Source organism: Polaribacter marinivivus (genome assembly GCF_042651285.1).
Lineage (GTDB): Bacteria > Bacteroidota > Bacteroidia > Flavobacteriales > Flavobacteriaceae > Polaribacter > Polaribacter marinivivus.
In genome coordinates, this window is sequence record NZ_JBHSCY010000001.1 from 943,250 (window position 1) to 961,227 (window position 17,978).

A 17,978-nucleotide genomic window follows, 5' to 3' on the forward strand; every position below is an offset into this window, starting at 1 on the left:
ATTAATCTATTAATTTAATAGAAGATGCAATAAACTTATCCTCTTTTATTTTACCTGATACATTACCCTTTCTAATAACGTTACAAAAGCCTGTGTTTTCATCATGGGCATCACCAAAGTCATCAATACCAAATCCTTCTATAAAATAGGCTTTGTTATCTAATTTAACTGCTAAATCACAACCATCAGCTTCTAATTTAAATTGGCATTGGCCACAAGAAATTTCTGCGGTTTGATTTATTTCTTCTTTAGTATTACAAGAAAATAGGATGCATACTATTAATAAGGATAATAATTTTTTCATTTTCGTATTAGTTTTTATCTTTAATTTTTAACCAATCATCATAAGTTACAACTCTTTTTTCTTCAGATGTTTTTGTTGTTCCTGGAAGTAATCCTATAAACTCAAGATAATGCCCATCTGGATCATTAAAATAAATTGAAATAGCAGGCATCCAACAAAAAACCATTGGTTGTTCGTTATCATCTTGTAAAAAGTTCCAGTAGTTAAGATGATGAGATTTTAAAAAATTAATAGATTCATTTAAAACCCAGTTAGGATCACATTGAAAAGCAAAGTGTCTAAGGTCTATTTCTTCTTTTTCTTTTTCCCATAAACCTAGCATGGCTTTTTTATCTTCACCTATCCAAAAAAAGGATGCTCTTCTTTCATTTTCTAAACGACATTGTTTTAAACCAAGAACATTTTTATAAAACTCTATGGAACGCTCTAAATTTTCAACAAATAAATGTGTTTCATAAAGTCCTAGAATCATATCTTTTTTTGATTTAATTTAATTCTTACCTCCCCATGAATCTCTTAATCCAACAGTTTTGTTAAATACTAATTTTTCTGGAGTAGCATCATCATCTACATTAAAATAGCCTAACCTTTGAAACTGAAATCGCTCTCCAATTTTTGCAGATTGTAAACTTGGCTCTACAAAAGCTTCAATAATTTCTAAAGAATTTGGGTTTATAAATTCCATGTAATCTTTGTCTTTATGAGCATCAGGAGCTTCATCTAAAAATAACCTATCATAAGCTCTAACTTCTGCTTTTACTGCATGTTTTACAGAAACCCAATGTAATGTTCCTTTAACTCGTCTTGTACTTTCTGGAGTTCCACTTCCAGATTTACTTAGTTCATCATAAGTACACTGAATTTCAATAACATTACCATCTGCATCTTTGGTACAACTTTCGGCTTTTATGATATAAGCATTTTTTAATCGAACTTCTTTACCCAGTTTTAATCTAAAAAACTTCTTATTAGCTTCTTCTCGAAAATCTTCTTTTTCTATATACAATTCTCTTGAAAAAGGAACTTCTCTAAACCCTGCACTTTCGTCTTCTTGATTATTTTCTGCTTGTAGCATTTCTTCCTTACCTTCAGGATAGTTAGTAATTACTACTTTAACAGGATCTAAAACTGCCATAACTCTATTTGCAGTTTTGTTTAAATCTTCTCTAATTTTAAACTCTAAAAGAGCAACATCAATTACATTTTCACGTTTAGATACTCCAACAGTTTCTACAAAACTTCTAATAGATGCAGGTGTATAACCACGTCTTCTTAAACCAGAAATTGTTGGCATTCTTGGGTCATCCCAGCCAGAAACAATTCCTTCTTCTACCAATTTAAGTAACTTACGTTTACTCATTATGGTATAACTTAAATTTAATCGAGAAAATTCTCTTTGTTTTGGAGGTAGAGGTAATTTACTAGAACTGTAATTATAAACATTATCTCTAAACCAATTATATAGCTCTCTATGAGGTTTAAATTCTAAAGAACATAATGAGTGAGATATTTGTTCAATATAATCACTTTCTCCATGAGTCCAATCATACATAGGATAAATACACCATTCATCCCCTGTTCTATGATGAGATTTGTACATAATTCTATACATTAATGGATCTCTCATTAACATATTAGGAGAACTCATGTCTATTTTTGCACGTAAAACATGTTCTCCTTCTTTAAATTTGCCTTCTTTCATTCCTTGGAATAATTCCAAGTTTTCCTCCACACTTCTATCTCTAAAAGGGCTATTAGTTCCTGCTTCTGTTGGTGTACCTTTTTGGATACGCATTTCTTCAGAAGTTTGTGAGTCTACATAGGCTTTACCATCTTTTATCAATAAAACTGCCCAATCATAAAGTTGTTGAAAATAATCTGAAGAATAACATTCATTTGCCCAATTATAACCTAACCATTTAATATCTCTCTTTATTGCATCTACATATTCTTGCTCTTCTTTAGCAGGGTTTGTATCATCGAAACGTAAGTTTACAGGTGCATTATATTTTTCGCCCAAACCAAAACTAATACCAATAGCTTTTGTATGGCCAATATGTAAATATCCATTAGGTTCAGGAGGAAAACGAAAATGTAATTGTTCTTTTGACATTCCGTTTGCCAAATCTTCCTCTATAATATGCTCTAAAAAATTAAGCGATTTATTTTCTTCAGACATTAGTTTATCCATAAAAATTAGGCAACAAAATTACATAAAATATTACACAGCTATTTATTATCTTGTAACAAAAATAGTATTTCAACAACTTATAAATAAACAAAAGAAATTATGAGCAATCAAATTAGAAACTACACTTGTCCAAAATGTAATAACAAAACATATAAATTAGGACAAATGAGAGCAACTGGTGGTACTTTATCCAAGATATTTGATATTCAAAATCAAAAATTTACAAGTGTTACTTGTGAAAAATGTACCTATACAGAGTTTTACAAAACTAAAACAAGTGCTATTAGTAATGTATTTGACTTTTTCACTTCTTAAAACTACCAGTTAAAGTTTTCTAAAAGCAGTTTTTAGTGCTTATTTATTGTCGTATTTTTGCAGTATGAAGAAAGAAGCTAAAAAACCAGATTTAGTTGTTTTTAATGAAGAAGAACAAAAATATGATGCTGCATTAAAACCTTATGGTACATCTGCTAGTTCACCAGTAATACAACCATTAAATACTGCAAGTTGGAAAAATGATGGTATTCAGCGTGTAAACAAGCAATTAAAATCAAAATTTGATGAAGTAAAAGCTCAATATGAAGAGCTAATGCAGAAGTTTCAGTATAATGATTTGGTGTATAATGCAAAATTTAGCTTTGAACCTAATATTGGTGAAGTTTATCATTTATATAATAATAAAAAACAGGAATCATTTTTATCTATTATCGCTCCAGAGCAATGTAGTTTTCAGCATTTAGGATCTTTTAGACTAAATTCAGATAAAATGTGGGAAAAGGTAGCATCAGAGTCAAATCAAGAATAATAAATGGGAATAATACAAGTAAACAATATTAAATTATATGCGTATCATGGCTGTTTAGAAGAAGAAGCAAAAATAGGTTCTTGGTATAGAGTAGCAGTAGAAGTTAAAGCAGATTTAAAAAAGTCTGCAAAAACAGATAATTTAAAAGATACTGTAGATTATGTTCATTTAAATCTAATTGTAAAAGAAGAAATGGCAATTAGATCAAAACTTTTAGAAGAAGTTGCTCAAAGAATTTTAAATCGTTTTTTTAAAGAAATACCAATGATTAAAAAAGCAAAAATAGAGGTAGCTAAAATTAACCCGCCAATAGGAGGAAATGTCGAAGAAGTCGTAATTATTTTAACAAAAAAACGATAAGATTAAAAAATACTTGTACTAATTGTAAATTTGCGTAAATTTGCAATCCTTAAAATATACTCAAGGTGTCGTGGCCGAGTGGCTAGGCAGTGGTCTGCAACACCATCTACAGCGGTTCGAATCCGCTCGACACCTCAACAAAACTCTAAATTTTATTAAAAAAAGTTTAGAGTTTTTTATTTATATAATATTTACAACTCTTTTTGATGCTTTCTTAACATTATTAATTAGATTTATAAATCTATAAATAAAGGTTTTGAAAATATTTATATATAAACTTCTAATTATATTATTTCTTACAAGTACAACCAATTCAGCTCAAGAATTAGTTGCAGAAAAAGGGAGTTTTGGAATAGATACAAAGAATAAAATTATTGTTTGGCATGTTTTTAACTTAGACTCTATTCTAAAAGTGAGTAAAAATATAAAGTCAATAAAATTTAATGAAAGCTTTAGAATTCAGGATTTATCAACTAAAAATCTTTCTTACACAAACTCTATTTCTTTATCTAATGGTAACTCATACAAACTATATATTTCAAAACTACCAATTATTCATTTAGATGTAAATACTTCTGAATTAAATAGTAGAAATAAGATACTTGGTAGTTTTACTTTTTTTTATAAGACAAGATTTTTACAATCTAATTTAGGGATAAGATATCGTGGTAATTTATCACTTTCTTTTTCTAAAAAATCTTTTGATTTAGAATTTTGGAAAGACAAAGTTTTAAAACAAAGTAAAGATGTAAAATTTGAAGGACTGAGATCTGATGATGATTGGGTTTTAGATGCAATGTTTAATGAGCCCCTAAGATTAAGATCTTTTATTGCAGCGAATTTATGGACTCAAATTCATCAACCTTATTATAAGAGTAAAGAACCAGAAGCTAAAAGTGGTTTTGGAGTAAAGTATGTTGAGGTTTTTAAAAATAATGAATATTATGGAGTGTATCAACTTTCAGAATCTGTAGATAGAAAACAATTAAAACTTAAGAAAAGTAAAAACAAAACCATTTATGGAGAATTATATAAAGCAGATTCTTATGAAGGTGGGCCTAGTTTCGAAAAAGCTCCAAAAGAATATTCTAATTTATTAGGTAATTGGAATGGTTGGGCAATGCGTTATCCTTTTATTGACAATCAACCTAATTGGAAAAATTTAGCTGAATTTTCAAATTTAGTAGTTAAAGAACCAGATGATTATTTTATTAAAAAAATAGCAACTAATTTTAATATTGCTAATGCGATAGATTACTATTTATTTGTAAATATTTTAGGAGCAACAGATAATCTTGGTAAAAATTATTATTTAGCAAAGTACTCAAACAATGAGCCTTACTTTTTTGTTCCTTGGGATTTAGATGGTTCTTGGGGAGTTATTCAAGATGGTAAAGAGCAATACAATACTGATAAAATTTTAGATAATGGTTTGTTAAAAAGGCTGATTGTAACTAATCCTGATAACTATAAGCAAAAGTTAAAAAATAGATGGTCACAATTAAGGTTAAAAGAATTTAGTGATAAAAACTTATTTGCTAAAATTGATGAAATCTATACCCAATTTAGTGAAGAAAAAATCTATGAACGTGAGTTTTTGGTATGGCAAAATAAATATACTAGAATATCAAAAGAAAAGCATTACCAACATCTTAAATGGTGGCTAGAAAAAAAACTAAACTTCTTAGATAATTATTTTAATAACTTATAATGCTATGTGATCTTTTTTAAAATACTAATTCTAAATAAATTATAACGAATTCTCATTTAAAAATTCTTTGCTTAATAAATTTATTAACTTTGAGTAGTCTTCAAAAATCAATCCAAAATGAAAACAAGAAATCTACTCATTTTAACACTATTCATAACTCTTATATTTTCTTGTAATAAACAAGATATTAAACCAGATAACATCTATAAGTTTAAAGAATATATAAGCTATACCACTTCTGGTATTGTGTCAGCCTCAGATCATATTAAGATAAATTTAGCTAAGGATGTAGAAAGTTGGGAAGCAGGTAAAGAGATTTCTAATGATGTAATAACAATACAGCCTTACATTTCTGGAAAGGTGAAAATTATAAATAAGCATGCTTTTTATTTTGAACCTGATGAAATTTTAGAACCAAATACAGAATATTCTGTTACAGTTAAACTAGATAAAATCTACGATAGTATAGATAAAGAATATTCTAATTATACATTTCAGTTTAAGACGATAACACCTAACTATAGCATACAAACAGAAGCTTTACAATCGTATACTAAAACACATCAATATTTAAATGGATTTTTAAAGTCTGCTGATATCATTTCTTTAGAAGATGCAAAAAAAATTATAACTGCCTCTCAAAATAACCAAAAGATAAATATTGTTTGGAACGAATCTTATGCAACATCTAAAGTTTTTGAGTTTAAAATAGATAGTATAACACGATTTGTAGAAGATTCTAAACTAACTATTTCTTGGGATGGAAAACCAATATATGCCAATAATAAAGGTGATAAAGAAATTATAATTCCTGGGAAAAATAATTTTAAAGTGTTGTCAGTTTCAGTTAATAATGCCGAAAATCAGTTTATTTCAATTAATTTTTCAGATGAATTAAAAGAACAACAAAACTTTGATGGTTTAGTGTCAGTTCAAAATCAAAATAAACTCCAATTTATTGTTAATGGTAATGAGTTAAAAATCTATCCTCAAAACAAGTTTGAAGGAGATGTTTTGGTTTCTGTTTTTGAAGGAATTAAAAATTCACAGAATTATAAGTTAAAGAAAGCTTTTAAAGAAACAATTACTTTCGAACAAAAAAAACCTCAAATTAGGGCGCTTTCTAGTGGTACAATTTTACCCAATTCTAAAGATTTAAAATTTAATTTCGAAGCTATTAATGTTAAAGAAGTAGAGGTTAGAATTATCAAAATATTTGAAGACAATGTATTGCAGTTTTTACAAGAAAACAACATTAATAGCAACTATGAATACAATATAAAAAGAGTAGGTAGAAGAGTTGCAAAAGAAACAATTACTCTTATAAATAATAAAAACAATAACACTCAAAAATGGAAAGCTTATAGTATAGACATCGCTAAAATGGTAGCTGCAGAACCAGGGGCTATTTACAGGGTTGAACTTAGTTTTAATAAAAATCAAACATTTTATAATTGTCAAAATACATCATCAATAAAAGAAGCAAATGATTTTGAAGAAGATTTTAATAATAACTTAAATGAAATAAATGATGATGAAGCTAGAGAAGAAATGTATTGGGACAATCAATTATATAGTTACAAGAACTACAATTACAATTGGAGAGAAAGAAACAATCCCTGTCATGATGCATATTATGATGAAAGTAAAGTTATAGCCCAAAATCTTTTAGCATCTAATCTTGGAATTATTGCTAAAAAAGGAGAAAATAATAATTACTTCTTTGCAGTTACAGATATTGTTAAAGCTACTCCTAAAGCAACAGCAACAGTAAAATTATTCAATTTTCAACAACAAGAAATTGCTTCTGGTGTTACTAATTCAGAAGGTATAGTTTCGATTAAATCTAAAAATAATGCTGCCTTTGCAATAGTTTCTCAAGGTAATGAAAAAGGATATGTAAGATTATTTGATGGTAATTCTTTATCGTTAAGCAAATTTGATGTTTCTGGTAGTAAAACTCAAAAAGGCCTTAAAGGTTATATTTATGGAGAACGTGGAGTTTGGAGACCAGGAGATGAAATACATCTTACATTTTTACTTAATGATGCTGATAATAAGTTGCCTAAAAATCATCCTATAAAGTTAGAAGTTACAGATCCTAGTGGAAAATTAGTATATAAAAAAGTAACTTCAGATCAATTAAATAATTTTTACAAGTTTACAGTAAAGACTTTGCAAGAAGCAAAAACAGGAAATTACACTGCAAAAATTTCTGTTGGTGGAGCAAAGTTTTATAAAAATTTAAAAGTAGAAACAGTTAAACCAAATCGTTTAAAAATTAAAGTAGATTTTGATGATGAAATATTATCAAACTCAAAACCAATTAATGGTACTTTAGATGTAAAATGGTTACATGGAACACCTGCTAAAAATTTAAAAGCAGAAATAAAAGCTAAAATTACATCGTCAAATTTCAGTTTTAAAGAGTTTAAAAATTATGTCTTTACAGACCCCTCAAGAAATTTTTCTACTGAAGAACTAAACGTTTTTGAAGGTAAATTAAATGCAAACGGAATTGCAAAAATAAATACCAATTTAAAAGTAGGTAAAAACGCACCAGGAATGTTAAATGTCCAATTCTTGGTGAGAGCTTTTGAAAATGGTGGAGATTTTTCTATAGATGCTTTCACCAAAAAATATGCGCCTTTTAAAACTTTTTTAGGATTAAAATCACCAAAAGGCAATAAATACGGCTCATATTTTACTGATGAAAATCAAACTTTTTCTGTAGTTTCTGTAGATGAAAATGGTAAACCTGTTCAAGTAGATGATATAGAAGTTCAAGTTTTTCAAATAAAATGGCGCTGGTGGTGGAGTTCATCAGAAGATAATTTATCTAGATATACTTCAAGTAGTTACCATCAACCCTATAAAACAATAAAATTAAGCACAAACTCTAAAGGAGAAGGTAATTTCTCTTTAAATATTCCTGAAGAAAATAAAGGTCGATTTTTAATTAGAGTTATCGATAAAAAGAGTGGTCATGCAACTGGTAGAACAGCTTATTTTTATAAAAATTGGTGGCAAAACTCAGCATCTGGAGATAAAGAAGCTGCAAAAATGTTAGTATTTTCTGCAGATAAAGAAACCTATAATGTTGGTGAAACTGCTAAGATTACTTTTCCTTCAGGCTCAAAAGGCAATGCATTAATAAGCATAGAAAATGGCACAAAAGTGTTAGAAACAAAATGGGTAAAGACAGAAAAAGGAACAACAACTTTTGATTTGCCTATTACTAAAAAGATGACACCTAATGTTTTTGTAAACATCACTTTATTGCAGCCACATAAAGTTACAGAAAACGATTTACCAATTAGATTGTATGGTGTAATTCCGATTTTAGTTGAAGATTCAGCTACAAAATTAGAACCTGTAATTCAGATGCCAAAAGAATTAAAACCAGAAACAGAATATACAGTAAAAGTTTCTGAGAAAAACAGTAAGGCAATGACGTATACTTTAGCAGTGGTAGAGGATGGCTTATTAGATTTAACACGATTTAAAACTCCAAACGCTTACCATACTTTTTATGCAAAAGAAGCTTTAGGCGTTAAAACTTGGGATATTTTTGATGATGTTATTGGGGCGTATTCTGGAAGTATAGATCAAGTTTTTGCAATTGGTGGTGATGGAAGCATAGCAAAAGGAAAGAATAAAAAAGCAAATAGATTTAAGCCTGTAGTTCAGTTTTTAGGACCTTTTGAATTAAAACCTGGTAACAGTAAAACTCATAAAATTAAACTGCCAAACTATATAGGTTCTGTTAGAACTATGGTTGTTGCTGGTGATGTTACTACAGAAGCTTTTGGTAGTTCAGAAGAAACAACACCTGTAAAAAAACCACTAATGGTTTTAGCTACTTTACCAAGAAAATTATCGCCTAAAGAAAAAGTGACTTTACCTATTTCTGTTTTTGCAATGGATAAAAAAGTAAAAAATGTTACTGTTCAGGTTAAAACTTCTAAAGGAATTTCTGTTGTGGGTAATGCAACTCAAAAAATCAATTTTAATAAACCAGATGAAAAAATGGTTTATTTTGAACTTGATGTTCTAAAAGCAAATGGTATCAATACTGTTGAAGTGATTGCTTCTGGAGCAGGAGAAAAGTCAACTTATAAAGTAGAGTTAGATGTAGTTAATCCAAACCCAATAACTACAAAAATTATAGATAAAACCATACAAGGTAATGCTACTCAAACTATAAGTTTCGAAACTTTTGGAGTAGAAGGTTCAAATTCTGCAATAATTGAACTATCAACAATACCTGCTATGAATTTTACAGGTAGATTAGAGTATTTAATTCAATATCCTCATGGTTGTGTAGAGCAAACCACATCAAGTGTTTTTCCTCAATTATTTTTAAATGATTTATTCGATTTAACTTCAGAAAAGAAAAGAAAAATACAGAATAATATAGAAAAAGGAATTAAAAGATTAGGTAGTTTTCAAAAAGCAAATGGAGGATTAAGTTATTGGTTAGGTGAAAATTACATAAGTGATTGGGGTACAACTTATGCAGGTCATTTTATGTTAGAAGCTGAGAAAAAAGGCTTTGTGTTACCACTTACTTTTAAAAGTAATTTTATTAACTATCAAAGAAATTTAGCTAGAAATTGGAGGCCAAATTATAACAGTTATTCTAGAGATTTAGAGCAAGCTTATAGGTTATACACATTAGTATTGGCAGGTAGTCCAGACTTATCAGCTATGAACAGATTAAGAGAATATAATAAGATTTCTAATGAGGCAAAATGGAGGTTAGCTGCAGCATATGCATTAGTTGGTCAAAAAGAAGCTTCAGATGAAATTTTAACACAAACAACTCTAAATTTTGAAGGTTATAACTATTACAATTATGGCTCTAAAACAAGAAATAAAGCTATGGCTTTAGAAACGATGTTGCTTACAAACAACAATAATGTAAAAGACTTGGCAAAAAGTATTGCAAAAGATCTATCAAGTAATCAGTGGATGAGTACCCAAACAACAGCTTATAGTTTGTTAGCTATAGGTAAAATGGTAGTGAAAAATGGTGGTAAAGCTATACATGTGGTATTAACTTCAGATGATAAAAAAGATCAAATTAACACTAGTAATTCTTTATTGCAAAGAACTTTAAAAGTCGAAAAAGGTAAGAATACTATCAGCATTAAAAATAATGATAATAATGTTGTTTATGCAAGAATTGTTAACTCAGGAAAATTACCTTTAGGTAGCGAAATTGTTGAAAATAGAGGATTAAAAGTTGCTTTAGAATACAAAGATTTAAAAGGCAATAAAATTGATGTAAATCAATTAAAACAAGGTCAAGATTTTGTGGCAAAAATTACGGTTCAAAATAGTAAAAATGAGTCTGTAAAAGATATCGCTTTAACTCAAATTTTTCCTTCTGGATGGGAAATTGTAAATACACGTTTTACAGATTTTGGGACTACTACAAAAAGCGATGCCAGATACACAGATATTAAAGATGATAGCGTTAATTTTTACTTCGACTTAGAAAATGGGAAATATAAATCTAAAACAAAAACATTCTCTGTATTATTAAATGCAGCTTATTTAGGTAACTATTATTTACCAGGTATACAAGTTGAAGCTATGTATGATAATGACTATTTGGTAAGAACAAAAGGACGTTGGATAAAAGTAGTGAAGTAGTTAAATGAGGATAAAAGGCTACATAATAAAGCATAAAAAGAAAAGTATTTTAGTTGGTATCTTGTTGATTTTTTATGCTTTTTGCTTACCTAAGCAACTTTTTGTTAAGCCAACTTCTACAGTTATTACAAGTACTAAAGGCCATTTGTTAGGGGCTTTAATTGCAGAAGATGGTCAGTGGAGATTCCCTCATAATGATTCTGTACCTGATAAGTTTAAAACCTGTTTAATTCAGTTTGAAGACGAACATTTTTACAAACATCCTGGGTTTAATCCTGTTTCTATTTTTAAAGCAATTCAACAAAACATTAATGCTGGAAGAGTTGTTAGAGGTGGTAGTACAATTACACAGCAAGTTATAAGATTGAGTAGAAATGATAGGCCAAGAACTTATTTAGAAAAATGTAAAGAACTTATTTTAGCTACAAGATTAGAATTAAGAGCCAGTAAAGAAAAAATTTTAGCTTATTGGAGCAGTAATGCACCTTTTGGAGGTAATGTTGTTGGTTTAGATGCAGCTTCATGGCGTTTTTTTAATAGAAGTTCTGCTGATTTATCTTGGGCAGAAGCTGCAACATTAGCAGTATTACCTAATGCTCCAAAATTGATTTATCCAGGGAAAAATCAACAAAAATTGTTGGCAAAAAGAAATCGATTATTAAAAAAATTACTTCATAAAAATGTAATTGATTCACTTACTTATAATTTATCAATTTTAGAAGAACTACCACAAAAACCTTTTGCTTTACCTCAAATTGCACCACATTTATTGCAAAAGATTAATAAAGAAAAAAAAGGAGAATTTGTAAAAACCACAATTAATAAAAGATTACAAAATCAAACCAATACTATTGTAAAAAACCATTATAATCAACTCTCAAAAAACGGAATAAATAATATTGCTGTATTGGTTTTAGATGTAAATACAAGAGAGGTTTTAAGCTATGTAGGTAATGCTCCAACAACAAAAAAAAACCAAAAAGATGTAGATATAATAGATAAGCCAAGAAGTACAGGTAGTATATTAAAACCTTTTTTATATGCAGCTATGTTAGATGCTGGAGAACTTTTACCCAACACTTTGGTTGCTGATGTACCAACAAATTATGGAAGTTATCAGCCAGAAAATTTCGACAAAAAATATGCTGGAGCTATCTCTGCTAAAAAAGCACTTTCTAAATCTTTAAATGTGCCTACAGTCAGACTTTTACAAAAATTTGGTTTAGAAAAATTTCATGATTATCTGCAAAAGTTACAATTACGAGATATCAAAAAAAACCCTAATTACTATGGGTTAACTTTAGCTTTAGGTGGAGCAGAAAGTAATTTATGGGATTTATGTAAAAGTTATGCATCTCTAGCTTCTACTGTAAATCATTACACAGAAACTTCAAGTTTTTATTTTGATAATGAGTTTTTAAATCCAACATTTTATAAAGGTGAAACCATAGATTTTGGTAAAAAATCTAATCAAAAAATCGTTTTTGATGCAGCTTCTATTTATCTAACTTTCGAAAGTTTGAAAGAAGTAAACAGACCCAATGCAGATGAAAATTGGGAGTTTTTTGATGCTGCAAAAGAAATTGCTTGGAAGACTGGAACTAGTTTTGGATTTAGAGATGCTTGGAGTATTGGTGTAACTAGAGATTATGTAGTTGGTGTTTGGGTGGGTAATGCAGATGGAGAAGGAAGACCTGGTTTGGTAGGTATACAAACAGCAGCTCCAATTCTTTTTGATGTATTTGATAAACTGCCAAATTCGTCTTGGTTTGAAAAACCTTTTGATGAAATGACTCAAGTTGAAATATGTTCAAAAAGTGGTTATAGAGCTACCAAAATTTGTGAAGAAACGAAACTATCTTACATACAAAACACAGGTTTAAAAACTGAGCCATGTCCATTTCATATAAATATAAATATTGATAGATCAAGCACTTATCAAGTAAACACTTCATGTGAAAGTTTAGAAAATATTCAGCAGAAATCTTGGTTTGTGTTGCCTCCTTTACAAGAGTATTATTACAAAAAACAAAATCCTTTTTATAAGCCCTTACCAAAATTTAGAGAAGATTGTTTGGGTGAGGTAAAGAATGTGATGAAATTTCTATATCCAACAGAAAAAAGCACCATTTTTTTGCCAAAAGACTTTGATGGCAAACAAAATGAGCTAATTTTAAAAGTAGCACATTCTAATAAAGAAGCCATTTTATTTTGGTCTTTAAACCAACAATTTTTAGGAACAACTACAGAAAATCATGAGTTAGCAATAACTCCAAAAGAAGGGGATTTTAAAATTACAGTCGTCGATAATTTTGGTAATGAAATTCAGCAACAAATTAGTATTAAAGAATAAAAAAAGAGTTAATCTTTAGAGTTTTCTTAACGAAAAATCATCAATTTTTTAACATCTTTGTAAGAATCAAAAAATAGGTTCTACAATGAAGATTTATCCTATAGAAACTGGTAATTTTAAATTAGATGGAGGTGCAATGTTTGGTGTTGTACCTAAATCTATTTGGCAAAGAACAAATCCTGCAGATGCTAATAATATGATAGACATGAGTATGCGTTGCATGCTTATAGAAGATGGTAATCGTTTAATATTAATAGATACTGGTTTAGGTAATAAACAATCAGATAAATTTTATAGCTATTATTATTTGTTTGGAGATTTTTCTTTAGATACATCCTTAAAAAAATATGGTTTTCATAGAGATGATATCACAGATATTTTTTTAACACATTTACATTTTGATCATTGTGGAGGTGTTATTAAAAGAAACAAAGAGGGTTTATTAATTCCTGGTTTTAAAAATGCAAAAGTTTGGTCTAATCAAAAACATTGGAAATGGGCAACAGAACCAAATGCCAGAGAAAAAGCATCATTTTTAAAAGAGAATATAAATCCAATTAAAGAAAGTGGTCAGTTAGAATTTATTCATAGTAATTACAAAGATCAAATTGGTTTTGATGTTTTGTTTATGGATGGTCATACAGAAAAACAAATGTTGCCAAAAATTGAATATCAAGACAAAACATTGGTATTTATGGCAGATTTATTACCAACAGTTGGTCATATACCTTTACCATATGTTATGGGGTATGATACTAGACCTTTGTTAACTATTAAAGAAAAAGCAGCATTTTTAAACGAAGCTGCAGATAAGAACTTTTATCTTTTTTTAGAACATGATGCACATCATGAATTATGTACTGTAAAGCACACAGAAAAAGGAGTCCGTTTAAATACTACACATAAGTTTTCAGAAATATTTAATTAGAGAAGTTAGAATATGAAGCGTATTAAAGCAAGTTTTTTTATTGCCTTTTTAGGCATTTTTTTATGGGGTTGTAAATCATCAAAAATAGCAGTTACTGCACCAAACTTCGATGAAATTATTACAACACCAGCAAAAAAAGATTTTTTGTCTGAAGAAGAATTAAAAGTTTGGCATCATTTAGATATACAGAAAGATTCTATTGCAGGTATTAGCTTAGAAAAAGCATATAAATTTTTAAAGGGAAAAAAAGCAAGACCAGTTGTTGTTGCAATTGCAGATTCTGGAGTAGATATTAATCATGAAGATTTAAAGGATGTACTTTGGGTTAACAAAGACGAAATAAAAGGTAACAATAAAGATGATGATAATAATGGATATATAGATGATGTTTTTGGTTGGAATTTTCTTGGGAATGCTAAAGGAGATATTGTAACTACAGATCAATTAGAAATTACTAGAATTGTTAAAAGAGGCAGAGAAAAGTTTGGAGATAAGGAACTTTCTGAAATTGCAGAAAAAGACAAAAAAGCATATGAAGAATATTTAAAACTAAATAAAGAATTCGAAGCTACTCTTATTGAGAAAAAAGGAGAAATTTATCAAATGGATGACTATCTAAAAAATTTAGATATGGTTCAAGAAAATTTTGATATTGTTAAAAAATTAGCAAAAACAGATAGTCTTACTTTAGCAATTGTAGACAAAGTAGAAGCACCAAATTTACAAACTTTAATGAGGGTAAAAAATGTTGCTAATATTCTAAAGCAAGGTATGAGTGAAAGTACTTTGATAGAAGAAAGAGAAAAAGTAAAAGAATACGTTGCAGAACTTAAAAAGGCAATGGAAGGTTATAATCTAGATATGAATTATCGCCAATCTTTAGGAGATGATTTATATGATATTACTGATAAATTTTATGGTAACAATAATATGTTAGGTACTGCAGATGCAGGTAAACATGGTACTCATGTAGCAGGAATTGTTGCAGCAAATAGAGCTAATAAAATAGGAGCAGTAGGTGTTGCAGATAATGTAAAAATTATGACTGTTAGAATTGTTCCTGAAGCAGATGAACATGATAAAGATGTGGCTCTTGGTATTAGATATGCAGTAGATAATGGAGCAAAAATTATAAACACAAGTTTTGGTAAACGTTTTTCACCAAATAAAAATTGGGTTTATGATGCATTAAAATATGCAGCAGAAAAAGATGTTTTAATAGTTAATGCAGCAGGTAATGATGGTAAAGATTTAGATGTTAACGAAACCTACCCAACAGACTCCAAAGATATGCTTACAGAATTTACAGATAATGTAATTACAATTGGTGCAAATAGTTTGCATTATGATAAAAATTTACCAGCAAATTTTTCTAACTATGGTAAAGTAAATGTAGATATTTTTGCACCAGGTGTGAGTATCTATGCACCAATACCAGAAAATAAATACGAGGCTTTAAGTGGTACTTCTATGGCTGCACCAACAACTGCAGGAGTTGCTGCTTTAATACGTTCTTATTATCCAAATTTAACTGCTAAAGAAGTTAAAGATATCATTATGAAATCTGGAGTAAAAATTAATTTTGATGTTGTAAAACCAGGTTCGCAAACAGAAGAAAATCCAAATGGAGAAATGATTCCTTTTTCTAGTTTATCTGTTACAGGTAGAGTTGTAAATGCATACAATGCATTACAATTAGCAGAATATATTTCAAACAAAAAACAATAGTAAATCTTTTACTATTTTTATAAATAAATAAAAACCAATTTAAAAATGAAGAAAGTACCTTATTTAGTTTTATCAATACTAATGTTAGTGTCATGTGCTCAAACCAAAGATGTTTCTAATACAGATAACAATGCTAAAAAAAGTAATGAAAGTTACTGGCAGCAACATGTAGATTATACTATGGATATTGATGTAAATGGTTATCAATATAATGGAAAACAAAAATTAGTGTATACTAACAATTCTCCAGATGATTTAGATAAGGTTTTTTATCATCTTTATTTTAATGCTTTTCAACCTGGTTCTCAAATGGATGTTCGTTCTTTAAATATTAAAGATCCAGACAGAAGAGTAAGAGATAGAATTAGTAAATTAAAACCAAATGAAATAGGTTACATTAAAGTAAATTCTTTAAAACAAGATGGAGTAGCAGTTTCTCATGAAACAGTGGGTACTATTTTAGAAGTAACTTTAAACAAGCCTATAAAATCTGGAGAAAGTGTAACTTTTGATATGCTGTTTGATGCTCAAGTTCCTGTTCAAATTAGAAGATCTGGAAGAAATAATGCAGAAGGTGTTGCTTTATCTATGACTCAATGGTATCCTAAAATGGCTGAATATGATTTTCAAGGATGGCATACTCCACCTTACATTGCAAGAGAATTTCATGGTGTTTGGGGAGATTTTGATGTGACTTTACATATAGATAAAAATTATGTTGTTGGAGGTACAGGTTATTTACAAAATCCACAAGAAGTAGGTCATAATTATGAAGACAAATCAAAAGAATTAAAATTACCAAAAGGTGATAAATTAACTTGGCATTTTAAAGCACCAAATGTTCACGATTTTTCATGGGCAGCAGATCCAGAATATAATCATGATATGATTACAACTAAATCTGGTATAGATTTACATTTCTTTTACAAGAAAACTATGGAGGCTAAGTATTTAAAGAATTGGAAAGATTTACAGCCTAAGACTGCAGAATTAATGGATTTCTTTAGTGAAAATGTGGGTATGTACCCTTACAAACAATACTCTGTGATTCAAGGTGGAGATGGAGGTATGGAGTATGCAATGTCTACATTAATTACAGGTCAAAGAAATTTTGGAAGCTTATTTGGTGTTACTGCACATGAAATGGCACATACATGGTTTCAGTTTCTGTTAGCTTCAAACGAAAGTTTACATCCTTGGATGGATGAAGGTTTTACTTCATACATTTCTTCTAAAGCATCAAATAAAATATTAGAAAGAAATAGAGAAAATCCTCATGCAGGTTCATATAGAGGTTATAGAACTATTGTAAATAGAGGTTATGAAGAATCAATTTCTACACATGCAGACAGGTATAACACAAACTGGGCTTATAGTACAGGGAGTTATTCTAAAGGAGCAATTTTCTTAGCTCAATTAGAGTATATAATTGGTGCAGAAAATGTGGCAAAAGGTTTAAAGAAATATTTTAATGACTTTTCTTTTAAACACCCAACACCAAATGATATTAAAAGATCTATGGAAAAGGTTTCTGGTATTCATTTAGATTGGTATTTAAATGAATGGACGCAAACTACACATACAATAGATTATGGTCTAAAAAGTGTTGATGGAAAAACAATTACTTTAGAAAGAATTGGTCAAATGCCAATGCCTATAGATCTTGAAGTTGAATACACAGATGGGTCTAAAGAAAGCTTTAACATTCCATTACGTATGATGAGAGGTGTAAAACCAACATCTGCAACAATTTTAAAAGACTGGGGATGGGCTTTTCCAACCTACACTTTTGATGTTTCTAAAGATGTAAAATCTGTTGTAATAGATAAAAGTGGATTAATGGCAGATATTAAATTAGAAAATAATACGTATCCTGCAAGCTCAAGATAAAATTAAATAATAGTAAGAATTTAATGACCCTAGCTTTGGCTGGGGTT

Annotated in this window: 12 protein-coding genes and 1 tRNA gene; 10 read left to right on the top strand and 3 right to left on the bottom strand. The window is 29.1% G+C overall.

All coding sequences use genetic code 11. From position 1 onward, the window contains the following. Window position 1: 1 nt before the first annotated feature. From ACFOWD_RS04430 to ACFOWD_RS04440, 3 genes are read right to left on the bottom strand one after another with little or no spacing between them, the layout of a single operon-like run. Entirely contained in the window at window positions 2–304 is a 303-nt protein-coding gene (locus tag ACFOWD_RS04430) for a DUF6370 family protein (RefSeq protein ID WP_377408449.1), read from the bottom strand. A gap of 7 nt (window positions 305–311) precedes the next feature. Further along, a complete protein-coding gene (locus ACFOWD_RS04435) occupies window positions 312–776 on the bottom strand; it encodes a VOC family protein (RefSeq protein WP_377408451.1) in 465 nt (154 codons plus the stop codon). Between the two features lie 18 nt (window positions 777–794). Next, window positions 795–2,483, bottom strand: coding sequence for a glutamine--tRNA ligase/YqeY domain fusion protein (locus ACFOWD_RS04440; protein WP_377409610.1), 1,689 nt, complete (start codon window positions 2,481–2,483; stop codon window positions 795–797). A 111-nt stretch (window positions 2,484–2,594) separates the two neighbouring features. Here ACFOWD_RS04440 and ACFOWD_RS04445 point away from each other — a divergent pair, with 111 nt between their 5' ends. From ACFOWD_RS04445 to ACFOWD_RS04490, 10 genes are all read left to right on the top strand, one after another. Then, complete coding sequence (locus ACFOWD_RS04445) at window positions 2,595–2,810, top strand: zinc ribbon domain-containing protein (protein WP_026776514.1); 216 nt, start codon at window positions 2,595–2,597, stop codon at window positions 2,808–2,810. A gap of 64 nt (window positions 2,811–2,874) precedes the next feature. Beyond that, complete coding sequence (locus tag ACFOWD_RS04450) at window positions 2,875–3,300, top strand: DUF2452 domain-containing protein (protein ID WP_377408453.1); 426 nt, start codon at window positions 2,875–2,877, stop codon at window positions 3,298–3,300. A 3-nt stretch (window positions 3,301–3,303) separates the two neighbouring features. Continuing rightward, window positions 3,304–3,660: a dihydroneopterin aldolase gene (gene folB / locus ACFOWD_RS04455; protein ID WP_298991042.1), complete on the top strand. Its 357-nt coding sequence runs from the start codon at window positions 3,304–3,306 to the stop codon at window positions 3,658–3,660. Between the two features lie 64 nt (window positions 3,661–3,724). Further along, window positions 3,725–3,795: transfer RNA gene (locus ACFOWD_RS04460), tRNA-Cys, on the top strand. 121 nt (window positions 3,796–3,916) lie between these two features. Then, complete coding sequence (locus ACFOWD_RS04465) at window positions 3,917–5,371, top strand: CotH kinase family protein (RefSeq protein WP_377408456.1); 1,455 nt, start codon at window positions 3,917–3,919, stop codon at window positions 5,369–5,371. Between the two features lie 117 nt (window positions 5,372–5,488). After that, window positions 5,489–11,032 (top strand): alpha-2-macroglobulin family protein, encoded by a 5,544-nt coding sequence (locus tag ACFOWD_RS04470; RefSeq protein WP_377408458.1) that lies wholly within the window; start codon window positions 5,489–5,491, stop codon window positions 11,030–11,032. A gap of 4 nt (window positions 11,033–11,036) precedes the next feature. Further along, window positions 11,037–13,385, top strand: coding sequence for a penicillin-binding protein 1C (gene pbpC, locus ACFOWD_RS04475; RefSeq protein WP_377408460.1), 2,349 nt, complete (start codon window positions 11,037–11,039; stop codon window positions 13,383–13,385). An 85-nt stretch (window positions 13,386–13,470) separates the two neighbouring features. After that, on the top strand, window positions 13,471–14,313 hold the full coding sequence (locus ACFOWD_RS04480) for an MBL fold metallo-hydrolase (protein WP_377408462.1): 843 nt from the start codon (window positions 13,471–13,473) through the stop codon (window positions 14,311–14,313). Between the two features lie 12 nt (window positions 14,314–14,325). After that, on the top strand, window positions 14,326–16,041 hold the full coding sequence (locus ACFOWD_RS04485; RefSeq protein WP_377408464.1) for a S8 family peptidase: 1,716 nt from the start codon (window positions 14,326–14,328) through the stop codon (window positions 16,039–16,041). Between the two features lie 45 nt (window positions 16,042–16,086). Continuing rightward, a complete protein-coding gene (locus tag ACFOWD_RS04490) occupies window positions 16,087–17,931 on the top strand; it encodes a M1 family metallopeptidase (protein ID WP_377408466.1) in 1,845 nt (614 codons plus the stop codon). Window positions 17,932–17,978 lie beyond the last annotated feature (47 nt).

Coding starts and splice junctions, on each gene's coding strand:
- ACFOWD_RS04430 (WP_377408449.1), bottom strand. CDS start 304: ATGAAAAAATTATTATCCTTATTAATAGTATGCATCCTATTTTCTTGT.
- ACFOWD_RS04435 (WP_377408451.1), bottom strand. CDS start 776: ATGATTCTAGGACTTTATGAAACACATTTATTTGTTGAAAATTTAGAG.
- ACFOWD_RS04440 (WP_377409610.1), bottom strand. CDS start 2,483: ATGTCTGAAGAAAATAAATCGCTTAATTTTTTAGAGCATATTATAGAG.
- ACFOWD_RS04445 (WP_026776514.1), top strand. CDS start 2,595: ATGAGCAATCAAATTAGAAACTACACTTGTCCAAAATGTAATAACAAA.
- ACFOWD_RS04450 (WP_377408453.1), top strand. CDS start 2,875: ATGAAGAAAGAAGCTAAAAAACCAGATTTAGTTGTTTTTAATGAAGAA.
- folB (WP_298991042.1), top strand. CDS start 3,304: ATGGGAATAATACAAGTAAACAATATTAAATTATATGCGTATCATGGC.
- ACFOWD_RS04470 (WP_377408458.1), top strand. CDS start 5,489: ATGAAAACAAGAAATCTACTCATTTTAACACTATTCATAACTCTTATA.
- pbpC (WP_377408460.1), top strand. CDS start 11,037: ATGAGGATAAAAGGCTACATAATAAAGCATAAAAAGAAAAGTATTTTA.
- ACFOWD_RS04480 (WP_377408462.1), top strand. CDS start 13,471: ATGAAGATTTATCCTATAGAAACTGGTAATTTTAAATTAGATGGAGGT.
- ACFOWD_RS04485 (WP_377408464.1), top strand. CDS start 14,326: ATGAAGCGTATTAAAGCAAGTTTTTTTATTGCCTTTTTAGGCATTTTT.
- ACFOWD_RS04490 (WP_377408466.1), top strand. CDS start 16,087: ATGAAGAAAGTACCTTATTTAGTTTTATCAATACTAATGTTAGTGTCA.